Source organism: Shivajiella indica (assembly GCF_042683085.1).
Taxonomy (GTDB): Bacteria; Bacteroidota; Bacteroidia; order Cytophagales; family Cyclobacteriaceae; genus Shivajiella; species Shivajiella indica.
Map to the genome: position 1 here is coordinate 14,598 of NZ_JBHUIV010000035.1, position 21,903 is coordinate 36,500.

17 protein-coding genes are annotated in these 21,903 nt (G+C 39.7%); 5 read left to right on the forward strand and 12 right to left on the reverse strand.

What is annotated here, in order from left to right:
* Window positions 1-89: 89 nt before the first annotated feature.
* Entirely contained in the window at window positions 90-995 is a 906-nt protein-coding gene (locus ACFSKV_RS20140; protein WP_380807006.1) for an AEC family transporter, read from the forward strand.
* Here ACFSKV_RS20140 and ACFSKV_RS20145 read toward each other — a convergent pair.
* The 12 genes from ACFSKV_RS20145 to ACFSKV_RS20200 form a co-directional block, all read right to left on the reverse strand.
* Window positions 992-3,973, reverse strand: a complete 2,982-nt coding sequence (locus ACFSKV_RS20145; protein ID WP_380807008.1) for an AsmA-like C-terminal region-containing protein — start codon at window positions 3,971-3,973, stop codon at window positions 992-994. The two genes, ACFSKV_RS20140 and ACFSKV_RS20145, sit on opposite strands and share 4 nt — an antisense overlap.
* A gap of 78 nt (window positions 3,974-4,051) precedes the next feature.
* Entirely contained in the window at window positions 4,052-4,849 is a 798-nt protein-coding gene (locus tag ACFSKV_RS20150) for an inositol monophosphatase family protein (protein ID WP_380807010.1), read from the reverse strand.
* A 169-nt stretch (window positions 4,850-5,018) separates the two neighbouring features.
* A complete protein-coding gene (gene rsmI / locus ACFSKV_RS20155) occupies window positions 5,019-5,732 on the reverse strand; it encodes a 16S rRNA (cytidine(1402)-2'-O)-methyltransferase (RefSeq protein ID WP_380807012.1) in 714 nt (237 codons plus the stop codon).
* A 1-nt stretch (window position 5,733) separates the two neighbouring features.
* Complete coding sequence (locus tag ACFSKV_RS20160) at window positions 5,734-5,961, reverse strand: 4a-hydroxytetrahydrobiopterin dehydratase (protein WP_380807013.1); 228 nt, start codon at window positions 5,959-5,961, stop codon at window positions 5,734-5,736.
* Window positions 5,962-5,975: 14 nt separating this feature from the next.
* Complete coding sequence (locus tag ACFSKV_RS20165; protein ID WP_380807014.1) at window positions 5,976-6,242, reverse strand: DUF493 family protein; 267 nt, start codon at window positions 6,240-6,242, stop codon at window positions 5,976-5,978.
* A 102-nt stretch (window positions 6,243-6,344) separates the two neighbouring features.
* Window positions 6,345-8,456: a SurA N-terminal domain-containing protein gene (locus ACFSKV_RS20170; RefSeq protein WP_380807016.1), complete on the reverse strand. Its 2,112-nt coding sequence runs from the start codon at window positions 8,454-8,456 to the stop codon at window positions 6,345-6,347.
* A gap of 87 nt (window positions 8,457-8,543) precedes the next feature.
* Complete coding sequence (locus tag ACFSKV_RS20175) at window positions 8,544-9,818, reverse strand: hemolysin family protein (RefSeq protein ID WP_380807017.1); 1,275 nt, start codon at window positions 9,816-9,818, stop codon at window positions 8,544-8,546.
* Window positions 9,818-10,027, reverse strand: coding sequence for a hypothetical protein (locus ACFSKV_RS20180; protein ID WP_380807019.1), 210 nt, complete (start codon window positions 10,025-10,027; stop codon window positions 9,818-9,820). The genes ACFSKV_RS20175 and ACFSKV_RS20180 overlap by 1 nt, the downstream gene beginning before the upstream one ends.
* Window positions 10,028-10,029: 2 nt before the next feature.
* On the reverse strand, window positions 10,030-10,650 hold the full coding sequence (gene lptC, locus ACFSKV_RS20185) for an LPS export ABC transporter periplasmic protein LptC (protein WP_380807021.1): 621 nt from the start codon (window positions 10,648-10,650) through the stop codon (window positions 10,030-10,032).
* A gap of 104 nt (window positions 10,651-10,754) precedes the next feature.
* On the reverse strand, window positions 10,755-12,053 hold the full coding sequence (locus ACFSKV_RS20190; protein ID WP_380807022.1) for a hypothetical protein: 1,299 nt from the start codon (window positions 12,051-12,053) through the stop codon (window positions 10,755-10,757).
* A gap of 11 nt (window positions 12,054-12,064) precedes the next feature.
* Window positions 12,065-13,348, reverse strand: coding sequence for a hypothetical protein (locus ACFSKV_RS20195; RefSeq protein WP_380807024.1), 1,284 nt, complete (start codon window positions 13,346-13,348; stop codon window positions 12,065-12,067).
* Window positions 13,326-14,057, reverse strand: a complete 732-nt coding sequence (locus ACFSKV_RS20200; RefSeq protein ID WP_380807026.1) for a type III pantothenate kinase — start codon at window positions 14,055-14,057, stop codon at window positions 13,326-13,328. Before ACFSKV_RS20200 ends, ACFSKV_RS20195 begins: the two co-directional genes overlap by 23 nt.
* 120 nt (window positions 14,058-14,177) lie before the next feature.
* On the opposite strand from ACFSKV_RS20200, the gene ACFSKV_RS20205 reads away from it, so the two are divergent.
* From ACFSKV_RS20205 to ACFSKV_RS20220, 4 genes are all read left to right on the forward strand, one after another.
* Window positions 14,178-15,260: an anhydro-N-acetylmuramic acid kinase gene (locus ACFSKV_RS20205; protein ID WP_380807027.1), complete on the forward strand. Its 1,083-nt coding sequence runs from the start codon at window positions 14,178-14,180 to the stop codon at window positions 15,258-15,260.
* Window positions 15,261-16,278: 1,018 nt separating this feature from the next.
* Window positions 16,279-17,505 carry a Glu/Leu/Phe/Val dehydrogenase dimerization domain-containing protein gene (locus tag ACFSKV_RS20210; protein ID WP_380807030.1) on the forward strand — a complete coding sequence of 409 codons (1,227 nt, stop codon included), beginning with the start codon at window positions 16,279-16,281 and terminating at the stop codon, window positions 17,503-17,505.
* A gap of 194 nt (window positions 17,506-17,699) precedes the next feature.
* The gene (locus tag ACFSKV_RS20215) at window positions 17,700-19,202 is read left to right on the forward strand and encodes a sodium:proton antiporter (protein ID WP_380807032.1); all 1,503 of its coding nucleotides are present in this window, start codon (window positions 17,700-17,702) and stop codon (window positions 19,200-19,202) included.
* A 500-nt stretch (window positions 19,203-19,702) separates the two neighbouring features.
* Window positions 19,703-21,838: a prolyl oligopeptidase family serine peptidase gene (locus ACFSKV_RS20220; protein ID WP_380807034.1), complete on the forward strand. Its 2,136-nt coding sequence runs from the start codon at window positions 19,703-19,705 to the stop codon at window positions 21,836-21,838.
* Window positions 21,839-21,903 lie beyond the last annotated feature (65 nt).

Sequence of the window (21,903 nt, forward strand, 5' to 3'; positions counted from 1 at the left end):
ATAAAGAAAGAATAAGGATTTGGTTAATAATAAATTACGAATATGTTAATTTTAAACATCCTGTTCAATTCAGTCACCTGTTATTTCCGATGCTCAATATAATCCTAATTCCCGTTTTTCTATTTTTGGGAATACTTCTGCAAAAAATTATTTCGGCACCTGGGAAATTGGCGCGAAATCTTAATAATTTCCTCATTTATATAATTCTTCCGGCTTTGGCTTTAAAATACCTTCCCACGATTGAACTGGTACCGGAATTAGCTCTTCCTGTGGCCACAGCCTGGATCAGCTTTTCACTATCCTGGATAATTTTTGGATGGGCCGGGAAAAAGTTGGGCTGGAGCAATTCAATTACAGGATGTCTGATCATCACTGCTGGTCTTGCCAATACCTCCTTTGTGGGTATTCCCATTGTGCAGGCATTATTTGGGGAAGATGGAGTCCGGATTGCCTTTTTAATCGATCAGGCTGGATCATTTATCATTGTCAGCAGTATTGCTATCATTGTGGCTTCTATATACAGTTCAAACAAAAAAAGAAAAAGGGACATCACCAGGAAAATCCTGACTTTCCCCCCTTTCATTTTCTTCCTTCTGGCAATGCTGATGAACATCCTTAAAATCAAAACCCCGGTATTTCTTCAATTGCCCCTCGAAATAATCGTATTCACGCTGACACCGGTTGCATTAACTTCTGTAGGGCTTCAGGTAAAAGTGGATTTGAAGTCCATAAAATCAAAATACCTGTGGATAGGATTGAGCTATAAATTACTATTTATTCCTTTGGTTATTCTGCTCTTATTCCGGTACTTGTTCAAACTCGAGGGTCTGATTTTGAATGTCTCTGTCATCGAAACCGCCATGGCCCCTATGATTACAGGTTCAATAATTGCCATTTCCAATAATTTAGAACCCAAACTTGCTTCTTTATTGGTAGGTGTTGGTATACCCCTTTCTTTTTTTACTTTAGGCCTTTGGTACTGGTATTTGGGTTAATTATTTTTCTTGGTCGTGTCAGGTTTTGTTTGGGTTTTTCTACCAAGTATACCTTTCAAAACGCTTTTAGCCTCTTCTACAGCTTTTCCCATAGTCTCTTCCACTTTTTTCTCTGCTTCTTTTTTGACACTATCCTGGACCATTTCCGCTTTTAGTTGAATTTCTTTTTTTACACTGTCTTCAGCTGCTTTGAATTGCTGGGTTACCTGTTCCTGGATATTTTCCTTTTCTGCTGTAACTCTGGATTTCAATGCGTTTGCCAAAAGGTTTTCGATGCTATTTCCTCCGGCCAACCCGATTTTAGGACTTTTGTATGTACCTCCTAAATTAATCGCAACCGGGATTATGGTGGATTCATTTGCGCTTGTCCCTGAAATAGTGGCTAACAAAGCATTGGCCTGAGATCCGAACCTGCCGGCGGGGACCTGCATATTGATGAGGTAATTGATGGTTCCGTCAAAACCTGTACTCCCCTGAATATTGGCCTGATAATCCCATAGACGCAGATCAAAAGGTTTTACATCCATAACACCCTGATGAATTTCAATTGGAATAGAAATATTTCTGAGCTGTATGGTATTGGTATCATTCAATTTTGTTAAGCTGGTGATCCCCTGTAATAACTGGCTGTTTTTATAGGCTGCGTCAGCCACTTTTAACAAACCTTTGCCATCCAAAGAAGATAAAACAGGCATCATATCCTGCCCCAATATTCCAGAAAAACTCAGATTACTATTGAAATTACCGGTAAGGTGTTCAGCAATAGGAGCAAATGCTTTAACCGTATTGAAGGACTCAAAAGCCGAAGGAATACTTAAATTGGAAAGATTCAAATTGAAATCAAATTTTGGCGCCGCCAAATCCCTTGGATCATATGAACCGCTTAGCAGCATTTGACCTCCGAGGGTTTTCATGCCGGCATCCTTAAAAGTAAGGATACCTTCCTTTAAATTCATATTACCTTTAACCTCTTTCAATACCAAATTATCATACAAAACTTCATCGGCAGCCAATGACATATTGAAATCAATATTTTTCGGTAACTCAATAACACTTAGTTCAGAACTTTCGCTACTTTCAACCATCCATTCATTAACATCAAACTTGCTTGAATTCAAGGTCAATTGCCCTTTTAAGACCTCATCTTCATTCAGAATATAATTGAGGTAGTTGGACAGAAATCCTGTGGCCTGCAGAGGACTTTGGCCTATCCTTGAATCAAAGCGGGTCAAATTGATCCTATCCGGTGAGAAATTTGCCTCAGCTTCATGAATTCTTATTCCCTGTGGTAAATCTGTTGAAGTAAAATAAAATTTATTTAAGGCAATTGTACCTCTTGTATCCAATCGGTTAAACCTACTTTCTTCTACATCTTTGTAGGAACCTTTGGTCTGAATATCTGCAAGGACCTTCCCTTCCATAATTATACCTTCCATGGGAAAAATCGCTAACATTTTACCCAGATCAACTGCGCCTTCAACCGCTCCATCCCAATTCAAGAGAGAAAAATCAGATATTTTTAATCTCCCTGTTATTTTTTCATCTTCCAACTCAAATCCAAATTGACTTAAATCCACCAGAAAATCATTCATTTTGCCTGATTTGTTCAGGATGCTGGCATTGACATTCAATTTTTCGATAGGGGCTGGGTAATCTGCACTTTTAACATAAGCATCGCTCAATTGCATTTTCGCATCAATGGACGGAATTATTTTTGCAACGGAATCATATCGACCCTTAGCCTCGGCATTGACATCAAGAAGTCCCTTCACACTCATTCCTTCAATGGGGAAAATGGAAGTCAATTCTTCAAGATTCAATTTTCCAGTAAGTTCTCCGTCCATGTCATAAGTAATCAAATTGGCAAGAGTAAACCTTCCGGACAAGGGATTGCTTCCAAAATTCATCCTAAAAGTTGAGATGTTGATGCTTGTGTTGTCCAGATTCTCTGTGCTATTTTTAATTTGCATGTCCAAATTGACATCACTCACAGGCCTTGGCAAATCCGGATATTGGAACATGCCATTCTCCACTTTTAAAGAAATGTCAAAAGATGGGAAACTATTATCATTATAAAGACCCTTGAAAAATCCTCCAAAATCCATGGATCCGGAAGTTTTCAGATTGCCAAAACTTTCAGAATACATACCGGGAACCAGCGAAAGAATACTTTTGAAGCTGTTGTCTTTGCCTCCAAATTCCAAATCAAAATCAATACCTTCTACCGGTAAGGCTATAAAACCACCCAGATGAAAGAGGAAATCATTCAAGGCAAAATTGCCATCGCCAAAAGAGAACTTCATTTGATCCATATCAATATGCATCAGGGTCTCTCCTTTAAATTGTTTATTGCTTAGGTAATTGATCCCCTCAAATGTAATATCGGCTATCAATGCCTCTGCTTTTACAGGTAGGTCATATACATCCAATGTGAAGTCCCCCTTACCTTCTGCATGGATATTGCCTAAAGCCATAAAGAACTGCAAGGATCTATCATCATAGATAAGGTCCAGATTATTTACCTCAATCAAGTCAACACTGAGCTTAAAATTACTTTCGGTAGGAATCTCTTCGGATGGATAGGTAATATCATAATTGGCTGTACCATCTTCCAGTACCTTAACATATACGCTGCCTCCATCCAAATGAATTCCCGTAAGCGTGGGGTAATCATCAAAAATTATGGATTTAAGGTTAAAATCAACCTGAAGCAAATCCATATGGACAAGGGTATCATTTTGGAATGGTGGGTTACCGATAATCCCGGCATCTTTGATGGTGGCTGAAATATGAGGAAACCGCTTAAATATACTTAAGCTGATATTGTTGAGATCAAAGTAAACCTGGGCATTGATGGAATTGTCAATCTCACGTTCGATTCTTTCTGCTATTTTATCCTTAAAAATAAAAGGAAGTGCAACAAGCGCGGATAGTAAAAATAGAAATATGGCAAGAAATATGAGGATTGGCTTTTTCATGGTTCTCTTAAAATCTTATTGTATATCCAACGAAAATAATGTCCTTAAGGATGCCCAAAATCCTTGCCAAAGGTCCTTTTATTCAGACCAAACTTTCCGGATTTCACCATAAAATTGGTTATGGATATGATTGTTGGAAGCAAGAACCTCTCCCCCGAACAGGTAATTTTTCCCCATGTTGAAATCAGTGATTTTTCCTCCTGCTTCCTGGATAATGATTATTCCTGCCGCAACATCGTAAGGTTTTAGATTATATTCATAAAATCCGTCAAATCTACCACAGGCAACATAACACATATCCACCGCGGCACTACCCAGTCTTCTCAACCCATGACATTTTTCCATCAAAGCCCTTAAGATTTGAAGGTAATCATCAATTTTACCGAATGCACTGTATGGAAAGCCAGTTGCAATCAAACTTTCTTCCAGATATTGGGCCTTGCTGACATGGATACGCTGACCATTACAAAAAGCCCCCTGTCCTTTTAGGGCATAAAAACACTCATCCAGATTAACTTCATAGACTACACCAAGAACTATTTCATCCTTGTGTTTTAACCCAATGCTCACGGAAAATACAGGAAGACCATGAATAAAATTGGTGGTGCCATCCAAAGGATCGATGATCCAGGTATACTCCTTTCCGTCCCGTTCAGCAGTACCCTCTTCCGTAATAAAATCAGCTTCAGGTAAGATTTTACTTAGCCTGTCTACAATTATCTTTTCAGTCTCTTTATCCACATAAGAAACAAGATCGTTCAGTCCCTTTTGTTCTACCCTTTCCTGATCAAAGCTTTTTCTTTCATTTTGTATAAAGGCACCTGCTTCTTTAGCTACAGACTTGGTCTGTTCAAGTATATTCAATAAATCTATCATTGTTTTAAATTGATTTTTTTCCAAGATGTGAAAAATAATTAGGCATGTCCCTGAATTCCAGTTTAATTAAATCGAAACAAACACCTCAATACTGTGTAATCTTTGACAATTAATCATTGGAATTTGGTAATTGGTAATTGGTGATTGGTGATTGGTAATTTTAAATTGATCATTTATCACTGATTTGTCTGCCCGTGATCCCTTCCACCACAAGCACAATCTCCCCTTTTATAGGATGCTCTTGATAATACAATATAAGATCGGCCAAAGAGCCTCGGATATTTTCTTCGAATAACTTGGAAAGCTCCCTGGAGACACTGGCCATTCTAGCTGGACCAAAAGCTTCGGCAAACTGCTCCAATGTCTTCATCAAACGGTGGGGAGATTCATAAAATATCATGGTCCTGGTTTCTCCAACAAGTCCCTGAATTCTTGTTTGCCTTCCCTTTTTATGAGGAAGAAAACCCTCAAAGGTAAATCTGTCTGTGGGTAATCCAGAATTCACAAGGGCAGGAACAAATGCAGTAGGTCCCGGTAGACAGTTAACTTCCATACCTGCTTCTTTCACCGCTCTTACTAAAAGAAATCCAGGGTCTGAAATTCCAGGTGTCCCTGCATCACTGACCAAGGCCATCACCTCCCCCTTTCTTAGTCTTTCAATAATTTTTTCAACTGTCTTGTGTTCGTTGAAAATATGGTAACTCTGCAAAGGCCTGTTGATCTGATAATGTTTCAACAACTTTCCTGTGGTCCGTGTATCTTCAGCCAAAATGACATCCACTGATTTAAGAACCTCCAAAGCACGAAATGTGATATCTTTAAGGTTTCCTATGGGCGTTGGCACTAAAAATAACTGAACAGTCTTTTCTTCTTCCTGCTGCATCTCAGATTTGGTCTATTGCTTCGGCTAACTTTTTGTCCTTTTCTGTAACCATATTCCCTGCATCGTGGGTAGTCAATTCAATATTTACCTTATTATATACATTACTCCAATTGGGGTGATGATTATGGGATTCCGCTAAGAATGCTACCCTGGTCATGAATGCAAAAGCCTCCTGAAAATCTTTGAAAGTGAATGTCTTTTTCAATCTATTGTCTTCTTCTTTCCACATAACCTGATATATTTTTAAAGTGAAATTAGACCCTCAATTTTAGAGGCCCTGTCATATACATCCAAAATAGCATCACTGTTAGGCATCATGGCCTTTATGGTCGCTGCCACATATTTGCCCTTGGATGATTCTTTGATCGTCATCTTATTGTTTGGTAACAAGGCTGCAATCTCCAACTCCCTGCCGTTGGGCACAATGAATTTAAACATATACAATGTCGGAAAAGCAGTCTGAGCTTCTAACTTTTCTTTAAATGCCTGTCTGTCAAATTTAAATTTCATACTTTGCTAATTTAAATGTTTAACACCATTCCTCCCAAAATAAATCCAAGACATAAAAAAACCCGTAGATCGCTCTACGGGTTCATTGATTAAAATAAAATTTTAAAAGAATTTATATCTATAATCTTTTACATCTGCGAGGTCTTCCAAAGCCATCATGATCATGTATGCAGTTCTTTGAGAAGCATTCATTGTTACCTGGCTCTGATACCCACTATAATCAGCCACTTCTGATGCAGGAGTAATTGAATTCAATTTCAATACAATAATGCCAACATCTTCATGAACGGGGCCACTGATATCTCCAGGATTTTTCAAGCCAAATGCCGCACCAATTGCTTTTGGAGCAAATCCAACTCCAGGGAGTACAGAAGCACTCAACCTTAAATCAGAGGTATTATCCAAAGAAGCCTCGTTTGGATAGACTGCCTGCATTTCTTCCAAGCTTGATTTACCCTGAAGGCTCTCTTTGATCATTTCTGCTTTTTTGTCGTTCCTAACCTGAACCAAAACCTGGGCCCTGACCTGATCTAATGAGGCGGTACCCTCTTCATACTTTCTCTTCAAAGTGGCAACAATATAGCTGTTGTCCAGCTCAAAAACCGGAGATACTTTTCCTTCAGATGCGTCATTAAATGCCCACCTGATCACTTCTCTAGCCCCCTGTAAGTTGTTAAGATTTCTATCAAAAGCACCTATATTGTTCGCTTGGATAATTCTGTATCCCTCTTTTTCGGCATTTTCCGCAAACTCATTCTGATTGCCTGAATTTGCAGCATAGAAATCCGCTTTTCTGAAAATATCATTTCTTGTTGCATCACTTGCAATCAGTTCCAATTCCAAGGTGGCAATTTTATAGGTTTGGCTTTTGGGCAGTTCAGTGACCTCAATGATATGATATCCATATTCAGTTTCTACCAATCTATTGATCAAACCTGTTGTTCTTGCCGCGAAACTTACATTGGCAAATTCCTCCACAAAGTCTTCTTTTGCAAACCAGCCCAGATCTCCACCCCTTTGGGCAGTACCATCCTGACCATATTGTGCAGCTGCAGCTGCAAAATTCAACCCACCTTGGATTTCCTTCAGAACATTCTCCGCATTGGCTCTAACTTCTGCCTTTGCATCATCGCTTAGTCCTTGGGCACCAAAAAGAATGTGGCTCGCCCTCATTCTTGGTGTTCCGTCAAATTTATCCGTGATTTTATAAGAAACATAGGTAGATCTGTTTGTTAAAAATGGCCCATAAGTTTCTCCCACCATGATATTATCTACATTAGTAGTCAAAGAATTCGGAAGCTCCTCTCCAGGCAATATAGTTGCGAAAGGTCCTGCCGCTTCAGAATTTCTCAAAACAAATACCGAATCGGCGCTGCTGCTTCTCAATTCTTCAGTAAGTTCTCTTATTTCTTTTATTACTGCTGCAGAATCTTCCCCACTAGGTAGGATATTAAAAGACACATATTCCAAATCCACGGCATTGGACACCTTGAATTTTTCTTTGTTATTGTTGATGTAAGTTCTCAGTTCATTGTCGGAAACGGAAACTGCCGTATCAGCAATTGCATAAAAAGGAATGAACAGGTGATCAACATCTGCAACTGAATTGGTCATTTTATACTCCAATTTCCCTTCGGCTGAAGTGGCATATTCTGAAGTGGAAAGGAGGTTGTCATATTTAATCCTTAACCTGGAGTTTGCAAATAATTTTTCCTGCTGTGTCCAAAAAGCACGTTGTTCGGGGCTCGCTGACTCCAAAGACTGGAGAAAGGTCACCAATTGGGTCCTATCAAATTCCCCGGTCATCGGATTGGTTAACTGTTGCCTTAATTCGGCAATGATGTTTTTGCCCTGTACCATATCTACCAATTCCTCATCGGAAATGGTTAGGCCAAGTGCCTCATATTGGCTGGCAAAAACTTTATCCACTATCAAAGCCTGCCATGCCTGCTCTCTAATCGTGAACATTTCATTCTCTGACGGTGTTCTACCCGTATTTTGCTGGAAAGAAAATTTGATCTCTTCAATTTTCTGAATGTATTCCTCATAGGAAACACTTTCACCTGCAATCTCACCCACTTTGTTGGAGCTTCCACCTAAAAGAGTGGAATTGGGGCTTAAAATATCTCCTCCTACAAGGAAAAATATCAAGCCAACTGCTATAACACCGATTGCAAGACCTGTCTTCTGTCTGATTTTTTTAATTAATGCCATTCTACTGGTTTTTTGAAGTGCCGCAAAATAATTACATCTAGTGCTAAATTCAAAATATTATCACTGTCAATAAATTACTTATTGGAATTATTCTGTCTTATTGATTTTAACTTTTATGGTTTCTATGCGATGATCGAGTTTTGCCACTACTGTAAAAGTGAAATGATCATATATTACACTTTGGCCTTTATGTGGGATATCCTCTGTCAATGAGAGGATAAAACCCGCCAAAGTTTCAAATTCACCGTAAGGCAATTCCCAGCCATATTTTTCATTTAGGTAATCTATCTCATGGCGGGCGCTTAGTAGGTACTCATGGTCTGAAATCTGTTGTTCTATCAGGTCATCACTGTCATACTCATCATGGATTTCTCCAAAAATCTCCTCAATGATGTCCTCCATGCTTACAATCCCACTTGTTCCCCCGAATTCATCTACGACCAGCGCCAAACTTTTCCTTTCTTTGATAAACTGAATCAAAAGCTCGTTGGCCAATGCGGATTCAGGAACAATAATAATCGAGGTCAGGATATCAGATATTTTCTTGGGTTTCCGGAAAAGCTCCAACTGATGACAATAACCAATGACATCATCGATGGAATCTTTGAAAACTATAATTTTGGAGTGGCCACTTTCCGCAAAAACTTCCTTCAAATACTCCATACTATCCTCTATATCCACGGCAACAATGTCTGTCCTTGGAACCATGCATTCCCTCACCTTTATGGTTTTGAATTCCACTGCATTGTCGAAAATTTTGGTGTCTATTTCTACATTACCTTCCTGTTTGCCCTGATGAAGATTGTTTTGAATAAAACTGTTTAAATCTGTTACCCTGAAAACTGGCCTGTCTTCGCTGTATTCAAGCCTTAATACCTTGATGATAAAAAACCTGGAAAGTCCTACCACAAACCATACCAATGGATACATCAAAAAATAGATCACCTGGAAGGGTACTGACATGGCCGACAACATCCTGTTCGGATCCAAAATGAATACGCTCTTCGGAATAAACTCTGCAGTTATCAGGACAATGATAGTTGAAATAATGGTCTGAATAATCAAAACTGAAGCCTGATTATCAACATCCTGAGGCAACCATCCCCTGATCATGGGCTCCAATAAATTGGTCATAAAAATACCATAAACTACCAATGCAATGGTATTGCCAATTAAGGTTGTCCCTATAAATTCGCCTGGTTTTTGTAAAAACCTTGACAATATTTTACCGGACATTAATCCCTGTTTGTTCTGAAGTTCAATCTGAAGTTTATTGGCCGAAACAAAAGCTATTTCCATACCCGAAAAAAAGGCAGAAAAAATTAAAGTAATAACAACAAATAAAAGGTATGATGAATCCATTACTTTCTCTTTTGGGGATTATTCTTATCTGAGGGTCTTTCTTCCTCCGCTTTTCTTTGTATTTGTCTGTATTTATACCAAAACAACAACACCACAGACAACATGAAGATCGGATAGGATGCAGTTATTCCCAAAGTTATGGTCTGATGTGTACCAATGATAACAAAAGCAGCAGAAAGGGATAATAATATGATATCACCTGTTTTCATGATTAACTTCCTTCTCCCGGTAAAATGGTTCTGCTGTTTGTGATTTTGAACAATTTATATTCAGTGAAATTTTCATCTGCCTCCATCCCTGTTCCATTGAAAATGGTCAATTTTTCCTGTACTGTTACAAATTTATCTGTATAAATTTTTTTAGCATTTGGGTCCCAGAATAATTCTTCAGAGGAAAGGCTTTGGTCTTTTTCCAGATTATTTACCCTCACATTTCCCTCCCCCCTGTAAATATTATCCTTCCTGGTATAATATCCTTTATTTGCATTCATAGTAGTGGTTATTTTACCTTTAACATCGAAGAAAACAATTTCAATCCCCTCAGGAAACTCAAAATCTCCGCTTTCAAACTCGATCTGCTTCTTCGCCTTCAAATGGGTACGCACAATCGCTGAGTCACTGTGATATAGATCTATATCATAGGCTTCACTGATAGGCCCCACATAGGCTTCAAGTATGCTGGAATCAACTTCTTCCTTACATGAAACCAATGAAATTGAAAATATCAAGCAAAATACCAGGACAATTATCCTATTCATGACCACAAAGATACCAAAAGATTGAAAAGGATGATAAAAGAAATTTAAGGATGTCATCAGGTACAACAGCAACATTAATTTCTATATTTTACTGTATCCTATGACAGGACCAAGTCTTAGAAAGAATAAAAAAAGCCCTGATTTTATTTTCAGGGCTTCTCTATTTTATTTTCAACAGATCAGTCTCTTGTGGCCAAAGTAACTGTTTCTCCTATCCAGCAACCTGTATTGATGGTCTCACCAACCTGCTTACCTTCCGTAAACAATTCCTCTTTGGAAGGGAATCTAGCCCTTGCATCTCTCATCCCTTCACTGTTCCCAGCTCTTTGGAAGGCATTGTAGGCAGCAATGAAAATTGAATAATCTTTTGCCCTGCTTTCTCCTCCTTTACAATCGTTAAATGAACCCATGTACAATTGCCCTACTAAGGTGTAAGCATCCGAGGATCTCTCAGAATCTAACTTGGCTGCTTCAATAGCCGCTGATCTAGCTGCTGATTTTCTTCCAGCCTGTGCATGTACTTTTGCCAAATCAAACTGAACCTCTGCCTTTTGCTTATCATTTTCAGCTAAAGTCAGGGCTTTTTCCAAAACAGGCTGTGCCTTTTCATATTCTTTATTCTGCATGTATCTCATAGCCCTAACCTGAGAGGTAGAGAAAGTGGGGTTATCAGAATCTATTATTTCCAAAGCCATCAGGAATGTTTCTGAACCCAAACATTTATACTGAACAGAATATTTGAAAACTTGCTGTGCTAAGACCAAATTTGAAGGATCGGCTTTCAATCTTGGACCTAAGGTATTGTCAATGAAATCACAGTTGATCAATTCCATAGCTACCAATAAAGCCTCAACGTTTGATTTAGGAGTACTTACATCGGCACCTTTAGCCTCAGCTTCATCCAATAGGGTTGCTAATTTATCGTGGATGGCTAAAACTTCCTCAGCAGAATATGCTTTATTGAGTAGATAGTGTCTTCTCACTAAATCAAAATAAGCCGCTGTGTAGGCAGGGTTGATCGTGCCATTAACTTCGAAGGCTCTTTCATAGTAGCCTACTGCTTCAGGCAATTTTGCTTTATCATCACGGAAATATTGGTAACCGTAATAGGCTTTATTTTCAATCCATTTAGATTCATTATCAAAGTGTTCCCTTCTTAAATCATAAACCTTCATCACTGAATCCTGATAAACCCTCTTTTGAGCAGCATCAGATGTTTTACCAACAGCGCCGTTATAGACGGTTACCCCATTGATATAAATGGATTCATTCAATTTAGGTGTGTTCGTAAGTAACCAAGAAAGTGGCTTGGTGGCCTCAATAAACTGCTCAGACTTCATATAATCCACATAAGCGGCATTATATTCTCTGGCCTTTGCCTCTTGTTCAGGATCAGATGGCCAATTCCAATCCTGTGCCTGAGCGAAACCTACAAACGCAAGGGCAAAGAACCCCACTAGTACATTTTTAACTTTCATATCTGTTGTTTTTATTCAAATACTCTTTTATAGAACCAAGTGTTATCGTTTAATGAAAACCCTAAACTAAAGTTTACATAGTTTTCTCTTATCAATCCATTATCAGTAGTACCTCTTCTGCCGAACTTAACTGCAAAGTTTACCAAGGACAAACTGTTTATAGGTACTGATCCTCCAAAATTAATGCCAATATCATCGATTTGGGTATTGGACACCACGTATGGGGTCTGATAATATTCCATACCGAATCTGTATGTGATCCTCTTGAACAAGTTGTCAACGGCAGACAAATCAGGAACTATCATTCCACCAAATGAAACTTTAAATGCATCCCCCAAATCTGTGGAGGATCCATTAAATTCAATAACCTGACTTAACTTCTGATGTTGTGCTTCCAGACCTATTACAAATTTATTGATTTTTTCATAAGTCAGGCCATATCCTATGTTATTAGGTATGTAAACAGAACCTTTTACATTATCGCTGATCACATCACCTTCCGCATCGGGGTTGCTAGCTTGGCCAAAATCCGCCACCTTTGCAAATTCTTTTCCACTAATATTTCCATAATACTGATAAATGGCTCCTAAATGCAGGTTGCTTTTTGCTCCGATTTTAAAATAATACTGAGCTCCAGTTTTAAAAGCCACATCAGAAACTGTTCTTCTTTGGTAAAATTCCGAGGAAACACCAATAGGAGTTCCCTCCTCAGTCAACAAAGTCAATTGGTTGGTCCGGATAGTGGAACCAAAGAGATAGGACCCATGAATACCCAAACTCAAGTTTTTGGCAACCAAAAATCCTGTGGAAAGATAAGCCTCTGACACACCCCCATCCCCATCAATTCTATTCAGAGAACTTTGATTAGTATTGGCCACTTGACCTGTTACGTTCAAGCTATAGTTCACACTCGTTATCTGATTGATCCCTAAACCCAATGTGGATTTTCCGGAATTGATGGGGAATGACATCCCAACATAAGACAAACCTCCCCCATCTGCAATTTCGGAATCAGTGGAAGTAGAGACATTAATCCTTTGATAATTGAAAGCGGCCTGAAAATTAAAAATAGTATTCCTTGTGGTTAAGGCAGGATTTAAATAATTAAGCCCCCAACCTGTTCCAAAACTTATACCCAATCCTCCCATTCCCCGGTTTTGTGTTAAACCTGAATAGTTGAAATCACCCAAACCCAAGGCGGTATAATTGGAGGCACTGGATTGAGAATACGCTTCTGAAAATATGAAAAAGACACAAAGGGTGCCGAGAATTTTAAACCTTTTGGAGATTGACATTGTATGTTAATATTCTATTTAATCCATACAGGACCAAATTAGGGATTACAAATATGTGGTCTTTTGTTAAGCTTTCAAAAATTTTTGAATCACCTCCGCAAATAATCACCCTTAAGCCGGGGTATTTTGCCTGATAGGCTTGAATAAAACCCTGCATCTCATGAAGAATTCCATGATAAACACCACTTTTCATGCCATTGACAGTGGAATTCCCAATCAAATCAGGCCTTTCACCAGCAGTTAGATCCACCAGTGGAAGTCTAGCAGTTTGTCTGTGCATGGCCCTGAATCTCATCCGGAGCCCCGGCGAAATAGCTCCCCCATAGTACCTATCTTTTGCATCCAGAAATTCATAGGTAATACAACTTCCCAAATCTATGGCCAATAATGGTGCATTTTCAATGATGGATCTGCCCCCTATAGCGGCAGCCTTTCTATCCACTCCCAGTGTTTCAGGAGTAGCATAGAGATTTTCAATCGGGACAGGGGTATCTTTACTCAAAAATATAAATGAGAAATCAACCATTTCTTTCAGCTGCTCTTGGTTGTAAGTGACAGAACTGATTATAGCATATTGAAAATTTAAATTTTTTGAATAATCCGAAAAACTTTCGAATGTTTCAAAATTTTCTTCCAATACCAATTTTTCAGCTTCAAAAACGGCTGTTTTGATCCTGGTATTCCCGATATCTATTACAAACTGTCTCACTTTAGTCAATGGAAATTTTCGATAGCTTTACAAGGTTGCAAATTACTCAATTTCAAATAGCCCTCTTTTTGATTAAAATAAAATTAACTTTAGGGTAAGTTATTTAACAAAATTTAACCCATGGACAATCCGAATACTTATAAAATGATCGGTCTGATGTCGGGAACATCAGGTGATGGACTTGATATTGCCTACTGTGAATTTGTATTTGATGGAAAATGGCATTATTCCATACCTACATTCGAAACAGTGGGATTCCCTGAAAAACTTGCAAAAAAGCTCAGGAAATCCCACAAGCTCAGTGGATATAAACTTAGCCTTTTAGATGTTGCATTCGGTAAATGGATGGGAGAACAGGTCAGATCCTTTGTTCAAAAAAATAAAATTCAGGTAAATGCTGTAGCCTCACACGGGCATACTGTTTTCCACCAGCCTGAAAAAGGAATCAGCCTGCAGATTGGAAATGGCTGGGCTTTACATAGGTACTCTGGAATCCCGGTTATCAATGACTTTAGGATGCTGGACGTGCAATTGGGCGGCCAAGGGGCTCCTTTGGTACCGATTGGAGACCGATTGCTTTTCAGTGAATATGACTATTGTATCAATCTGGGAGGAATTGCCAATATCAGCATGGAATCTGCTGGCTTAAGGATTGCATTTGATATTTGTCCTTTCAATTTATTATTAAACTACTTTTCTGAATACCGAGGGTTGGCTTTTGATAAAAATGGGGAATTGGCTAGATCTGGCAGATTACTTCCAGGGGTATTTAAAAGCCTAAATAAAATTTCCTATTATGATATTGAAGGAGCAAAATCTTTGGGCAGGGAGGATTTGATTGATTTTATGGAAATCCTTGAGGGAGAAGATGAATACAAAGTTGAAAACATTCTTCATACCTTGGTGATGCATTTTGTGGAACAGATCAAAAGATCCATGAAACCCATTCCTTCAAAAAAAGCGAGTGTTTTAGTAACAGGAGGTGGTGCTTTTAATACCTTTTTCATGGAAAAATTGGAAGAGGCACTGAATCAGGAATTTGAAATTATTCCGGCTAACCCAACAATCATCAATTACAAAGAAGCACTGATTTTTGCCTTTTTGGGTGTTTTGAAATTAAGAAAAGAAAATAATTGCCTATCCTCTGTGACCGGTGCTTCAAAAGACAATTGCGGAGGGACGGTGTTTGGAATGGAGAATTAAGAATTTGGAATGGAACCATTGAGGAGTTTAGGTATTAAGGCTTTCATTAAGACTGTAATTTAAATAATCAGTTGTATGTGAGGAGATTTAAAATGATGAATGTTGCCATAGTTCTGACATGGTGGACAAGTGTCAAGCTTCATGGATTTAAAACTGGGAATTGCAAATAAAAATTACATGTTAGGTTTTTGGAATATACTTGGAACCGCCCTGTAGGGGCGGCCTATCGGTAGCCCAGGGTGAGGGAGGAACGACCGCAACCCTGGGTGAAATGAGCCAGTCCGGTTCCGAGCCGGCACTGTAAATGAAATCGGAGAATGGATGTGTACGCCGGCGATATGAAACGAAGTGGTGCATTTCGGAAGTCGGATTTCAGAATGGAACCATTGAGGAGTTTAGGTATTAAGGCTTTCATTAAGACTGTAATTTAAATAATCAGTTGTATGTGAGGAGATTTAAAATGATGAATGTTGCCATAGTTCTGACATGGTGGACAAGTGTCAAGCTTCATGGATTTAAAACTGGGAATTGCAAATAAAAATTACATGTTAGGTTTTTGGAATATACTTGGAACCGCCCTGTAGGGGCGGCCTATCGGTAGCCCAGGGTGAGGGAGGAACGACCGGAACCCTGGGTGAAATGAGCCAGTCCGGTTCCGAGCCGGCACTGTAAATGAAATCGGAGAATGGATGTGTACGCCGGCGATATGAAACGAAGTGGTGAATTTCGGAGGGCGGAAGGCGGATGTCGGAAAGGGATATTTTGAAGTATTCAATAAGAACCAAGGCAAAAGACAAAATTAAAAAGTTTGGAGCTTGTGGCTTGGAATTTGAATTTTGGGTTTTTATGTCAAGATTTTTAAAACTTGGTTCATTGTACCTGGTACTTGTTACTTTTAGGATTTGAAGCTTAAAGTTTGGGGGTTGGATTTTGGAGTCTCGGTCTTGAATATTGATCATTTGTAATTGATCAATGGAAATTTTTATAATTTAGCCGCCTGTAAACCCAAATACATAACATGAAAGATTTACTCAAAAAGTTTGAGAACAAACAGCCTGAGATTGTTTTTGAATGGAGCGATAGCGAATCAGAAGCAGAAGGCTGGGTGGTGATCAATTCACTCAGAGGTGGAGCAGCAGGGGGCGGTACCCGAATGCGAAAGGGGCTGGATAAAAGAGAGGTGGAATCCCTCGCCAAGACCATGGAAGTCAAATTCACAGTTTCAGGCCCACCTATTGGAGGAGCCAAATCAGGCATCAATTTCGACCCCAATGACCCCAGAAAAGAAGAGGTACTGAAAAGATGGTACAAGGCGGTAATGCCTCTCTTGAGAAATTATTATGGAACCGGAGGAGACATGAATGTGGATGAAATCCATCAGGTTATCCCCATCACAGAGTCATATGGACTTTGGCATCCTCAGGAAGGAATTGTAAATGGGCATTTTCATGCCACCGAGCCTCAGAAAATCAGAAAAATAGGTCAATTGAGGCAAGGTGTGTCCAAAGTCCTTGAAGACCCCCACTACACCCCAAATGGCCCAAAAAAATACACTGTATCCGATATGATTACCGGTTACGGGGTAGCAGAGGCCGTGAGGCATTTTTACAAAATATGGGGAGGAAAGCTCAAAGGGAAACGTGCAATAATTCAAGGTTGGGGTAATGTTGGGGCAGCAGCAGCATGTTTCCTTGCTGTGGAAGGGGTAAAAGTCGTCGGGATTATTGATAGGGTCGGAGGCCTGATCAATGAAGAAGGATTTACTTTGGATGAAATCAGGGAATTGTTCTTGAAAAGAGAGGGCAATAAGTTGGTGGCTGATAACCTGATTTCCTTTGAAGAGATGAACCAAAAGGTCTGGGATTTGGAAAGTGAAATATTCATCCCGGCAGCAGCATCAAGGCTGATTACCCAATCCCAGGCAGAAAGGATGGTCAACGCCGGATTAGAGGTGATTTCCTGTGGAGCCAATGTGCCTTTTGCAGACCCAGAAATATTTTTGGGACCCATTGGGGTTTGGGTGGATGAAAGAATTTCCATATTGCCTGACTTTATCGCCAATTGCGGAATGGCAAGAGTTTTTGCTTATTTAATGTCTGAAAAAGCTGTGGTAACCGATGAGGCTATATTTAATGATGTTAGCAAAACCATCCAACGGGCACTTAGGAAAACTTTTGAAAAAAATCCCGAAAAAAACCGTCTAGCCCAAACTTCCCTTGAAATAGCTTTAAAGCAGTTGATATAAAAATTATACCAATCATCAGCCGGGTTGAATTAATTTGAAAATAATTCAACCCGGCTTGTTTATTTTATGTGGTGCTTTTCATCCAAAATAAGTAGTTTAGCAAGAACAAACTTGGCATATTTAAATTGACCGATAAACATTTCCAGGTTTTTTGAAACCAATAACTTTGAAGAAGACTGCTTAATTTTAAATGAATGAAGAATCTGATAGTCGTTTTAGTGGTAATATTTGGAATATTGTTTTTTTCCGGCATTCCGGAATTACAAGCCCAAGAAAACACTCAAACTGAAGTTATAGATGCTGTAGAAGAAATTGATTCGATTACCGGAGATACCGGTCATGTTCATGACGAGGCTCACGAACACCATGACGAGGCCCCGGTCTGGTTGGTGATACCTTTTGTGGCTTTATTGCTGATGATTGCTACAGGTCCTCTCTTTTACGAACATTTCTGGCATCATAATTACCCAAAAATTGCGGTCGGGTTAGCCATTCTGGTTGTCTTCTATTATTTATTTGCTCTTCACAATGTGCATGGGCCTGTCCATGCCCTTGCTGAATATATCCAGTTCATTGCGCTTCTTGCTTCCTTATACATTGCATCAGGAGGTATTTTGATTGAAATAGACAAAAAAGCAACCCCTATGGCCAATGTTACCCTGCTATTGATAGGGGCTTTGGTATCAAACCTAATCGGTACAACTGGGGCTTCCATGTTACTCATCCGACCATTTATCCGATTGAATAAAGGCAATATCCAACCTTACCATATTATTTTCTTTATTTTCATGGTCAGTAACATTGGAGGATCCCTTACCCCAATCGGTGACCCCCCTTTGTTCTTAGGATTCCTAAAAGGAGTGCCTTTTTTCTGGACACTGGAACACAACTGGCCGGCTTGGGTTTTGGCACTCGTCATCCTTGCAGCAATCTTCTACTTTATTGACAGAAAATTTGGAAGGGCAAACGAAGAAGAACTGGAAGAGGTCACTTATACTAACAAGTTTGAACTGATCGGATCCAGAAATTTTCTCTGGCTTTTGATAGTCATTTGTTCCGTTTTCCTAGACCCCAATGTAATCGACTGGGTTCCTGCCATTCATTATGATGGCCAAAAATTCTCCTTTATCAGGGAAATCATCATGCTATCCGTAGCCTATTTCAGCTTTAAATTTGCTGACCAAAAAGCGATAAAAGGCAATGAATTCAATTTTGAACCTATACGGGAGGTAGCTTTCATATTCATTGGGATTTTCGGAACTATGATGCCGGCCCTGGAATTAGTAGGAAACTTTGCCAAATCACCTGAGGGGGCCCAATTGATTACACATAACACGCTTTATTGGGGAACAGGCGTATTGTCAGGTGTTTTGGATAATGCCCCGACTTACCTCAACTTCTTGGCTGCAGCAATGGCCTCCCAAGGAGCTGAAATCAGTAATATTGAAATGGTAAGGAATTTCGCCCTGAACAATTATGAAGATTCTGCTTTCGAACTCATGGCCATCTCCATAGCAGCAGTATTCTTTGGGGCAATGACTTATATCGGTAATGGACCAAACTTTATGGTAAAATCCATTGCTGAACAAAGCGGGATTAAAATGCCGTCCTTTTTCGGTTATATCATCCGTTTCTCCTTACCCGTTCTACTACCTGTATTGATCATCGTTTGGTTGGTGTTTTTTGCTTTTGTCTGATGTGGGTGACCGCCGAGGATATGGAAATGGAACGCAGATGACACGGATTAAGCAGATGGCCACAGATAAAAAGTCTCTCTTTTTTAAAAACACATAAATACATTTAACCAAAGAGAATAGCCCTAAAAGGGCTGAACCTTGAGTAGCCCCAGGTGAGGTTTACCGAAACCTGGGGTTGAAAATGACCAGCCCAGTTCCAGAGCAGGCGCTTAAGATGTAATCGGAAAATCAATGGAATCGCCTGCGACAAGAATCATAAATTTATCAGTAAGCACTCAGCTTAGTGACAAGTGGAAAGTGAGAAGTGAACGTCATGGGTAGGATAATTGGTAATTGGTAATTGATTAATTGGTAATTTTAAATTTTGAGCTTGGAGTTTGGAATTTCATAAGATTAAATAAAAACCCTACAGTACCTGCCTGTTTTTTTATTGCCTTTTTTGGTTTGGACAAACATTATTACTTTCGGGATGATTATTAGAGAAACCCAAATACGCAGCTATGCCAACTAAAAAAATCTTGATCATGTTCCTTGCTGGAGGACTACTTGCCTCTTGTAAACAGGAAAACAAATTCCCAAAAATTGAAGTGAATTATCCCGAGACCAACAAAATTGACCATACCGATTCCTACTGGGGTGAAACAATCACCGATCCATACCGATGGTTGGAAGATGATTATTCAAAAGAAACCAAATCTTGGGTTGAAGCCCAAAATGAAGTCACATTTGGCTACCTGGATCAAATCCCTTTCAGAGAGGCCATCAGAAATCGTTTGGAAGAAGTATGGAATTATGAAAAAATTTCAGCTCCCACTACTTATGGGGAGTATCAGTATTATTACAGGAATGATGGCCTCCAAAACCAATCTGTCCTTTATAGAAAAAAAGGACCTGAAGCCCCCGAAGAAATATTCCTCGATCCCAACAAGCTTTCTGCGGATGGCACTACCTCTTTGGGAGGAACTGCATTCACCAAAGATGGCAAACTATTTGCCTACTCGGTTTCTGTTGCAGGCTCAGACTGGAGGGATATTTATGTGATGGAGACTGAAAGTAAAACCCTCCTGACTGATAAAATCGTAGATGCCAAATTTACCGGGATTGCCTGGAAGGGAAACGAAGGATTTTATTACAGTACTTATGATAAGCCTGACGGTTCAAAACTTTCAGCATTTACCAATAATCATAAATTGTATTACCATCAGTTGGGAACGGATCAGTCACAGGACATTTTAGTGTTCGGGGATGACAATAATCCAAGGCGATATGTAGGGGCGTCTGTTACCGAAGATGGCAAATATCTGGTCATCACAGCTGCTAACAGTACCACAGGAAATGAACTGTATATTCAGGACATCAGCAGGACAATCTCACCGATTGCTCAGATAGTGAATAATATGGAAAACACCCACTATGTCGTCGATCATACGGATGGGGAACTCTTCATCTTTACCAACCTCAATGCGCCGAATAACAGGATAGTCAAAACAACTATTTCCTCCTTATATCCTGAAAACTGGGTGGATGTGATACCGGAAACTGAAAATGTATTGGATATTTCCACTGGCGGAGGAAAACTATTCGCCTCCTACCTCAAAGATGCCATTACCGAAGTGAAGCAATATGATTACAGCGGAAAACTGGAAAGGACCGTAGAATTGCCAGGAGTTGGGACAGCCGGAGGATTCTCCGCCAAGAAAGATGAAACAGATTTATATTTCACTTTTACTTCCTACATCACTCCGGGATCCATTTATAAATATGATATCGCTTCAGGGGAAAGTGACTTGTACTATAGCCCAAAAATACAATTTGATCCATCGCAATATGAAAGTAAGCAGGTATTCTATACTTCCAAAGATGGAACCAAAGTACCAATGATCATTACCCATAAGAAAGGCTTGGAGATGAATGGGAAAAACCCCACCATCCTCTTTGGATATGGAGGATTTGGTGTAAGTCTTACCCCTTATTTCAGTATTGCCAATACTGTTTGGTTAGAAAACGGTGGGGTGTATGCTGTCCCCAACCTTCGTGGAGGTGGAGAATATGGAGAAAACTGGCACTTGGCAGGCACCAAACAGAAAAAACAGAATGTATTTGATGACTTTATTGCTGCCGGAGAATACCTGATCAAAGAAGGTTATACTTCTTCTGACTTCTTGGCTTTGAGCGGCGGCAGTAACGGTGGTCTGTTGGTGGGAGCAGTGATGACCCAAAGACCTGATTTGGCCAAAGTGGCATTCCCTGCTGTGGGAGTTTTGGATATGTTGCGTTACCATAAATTTACCGCAGGGGCAGGTTGGGCATATGATTATGGAACAGCGGATGAAAGCGAGGACATGTACAGGTATCTGAAAGGCTATTCACCTTTGCACAATTTCAAGAAAGGTACGTCATACCCAGCAACTTTGGTGACCACAGCAGACCATGACGACCGGGTAGTACCGGCGCATTCGTTCAAGTTTGCGGCAGCCCTACAGGAAGCCCATGTCGGGGATAACCCTGTCTTGATCCGTATCGAAACCAATGCCGGCCATGGTGCAGGTAAGCCTACCGCCATGCAGATTGCGGAGATTGCGGATACATTTGCGTTTGGATGGTACAATATGGGAGTAAGTTTCCCAAATAATTAATTTCAGTCCTCCAAGGGTTTAAAACCCTTGGAGGACTGAAATTAATTATGATCCTAAAATTTATT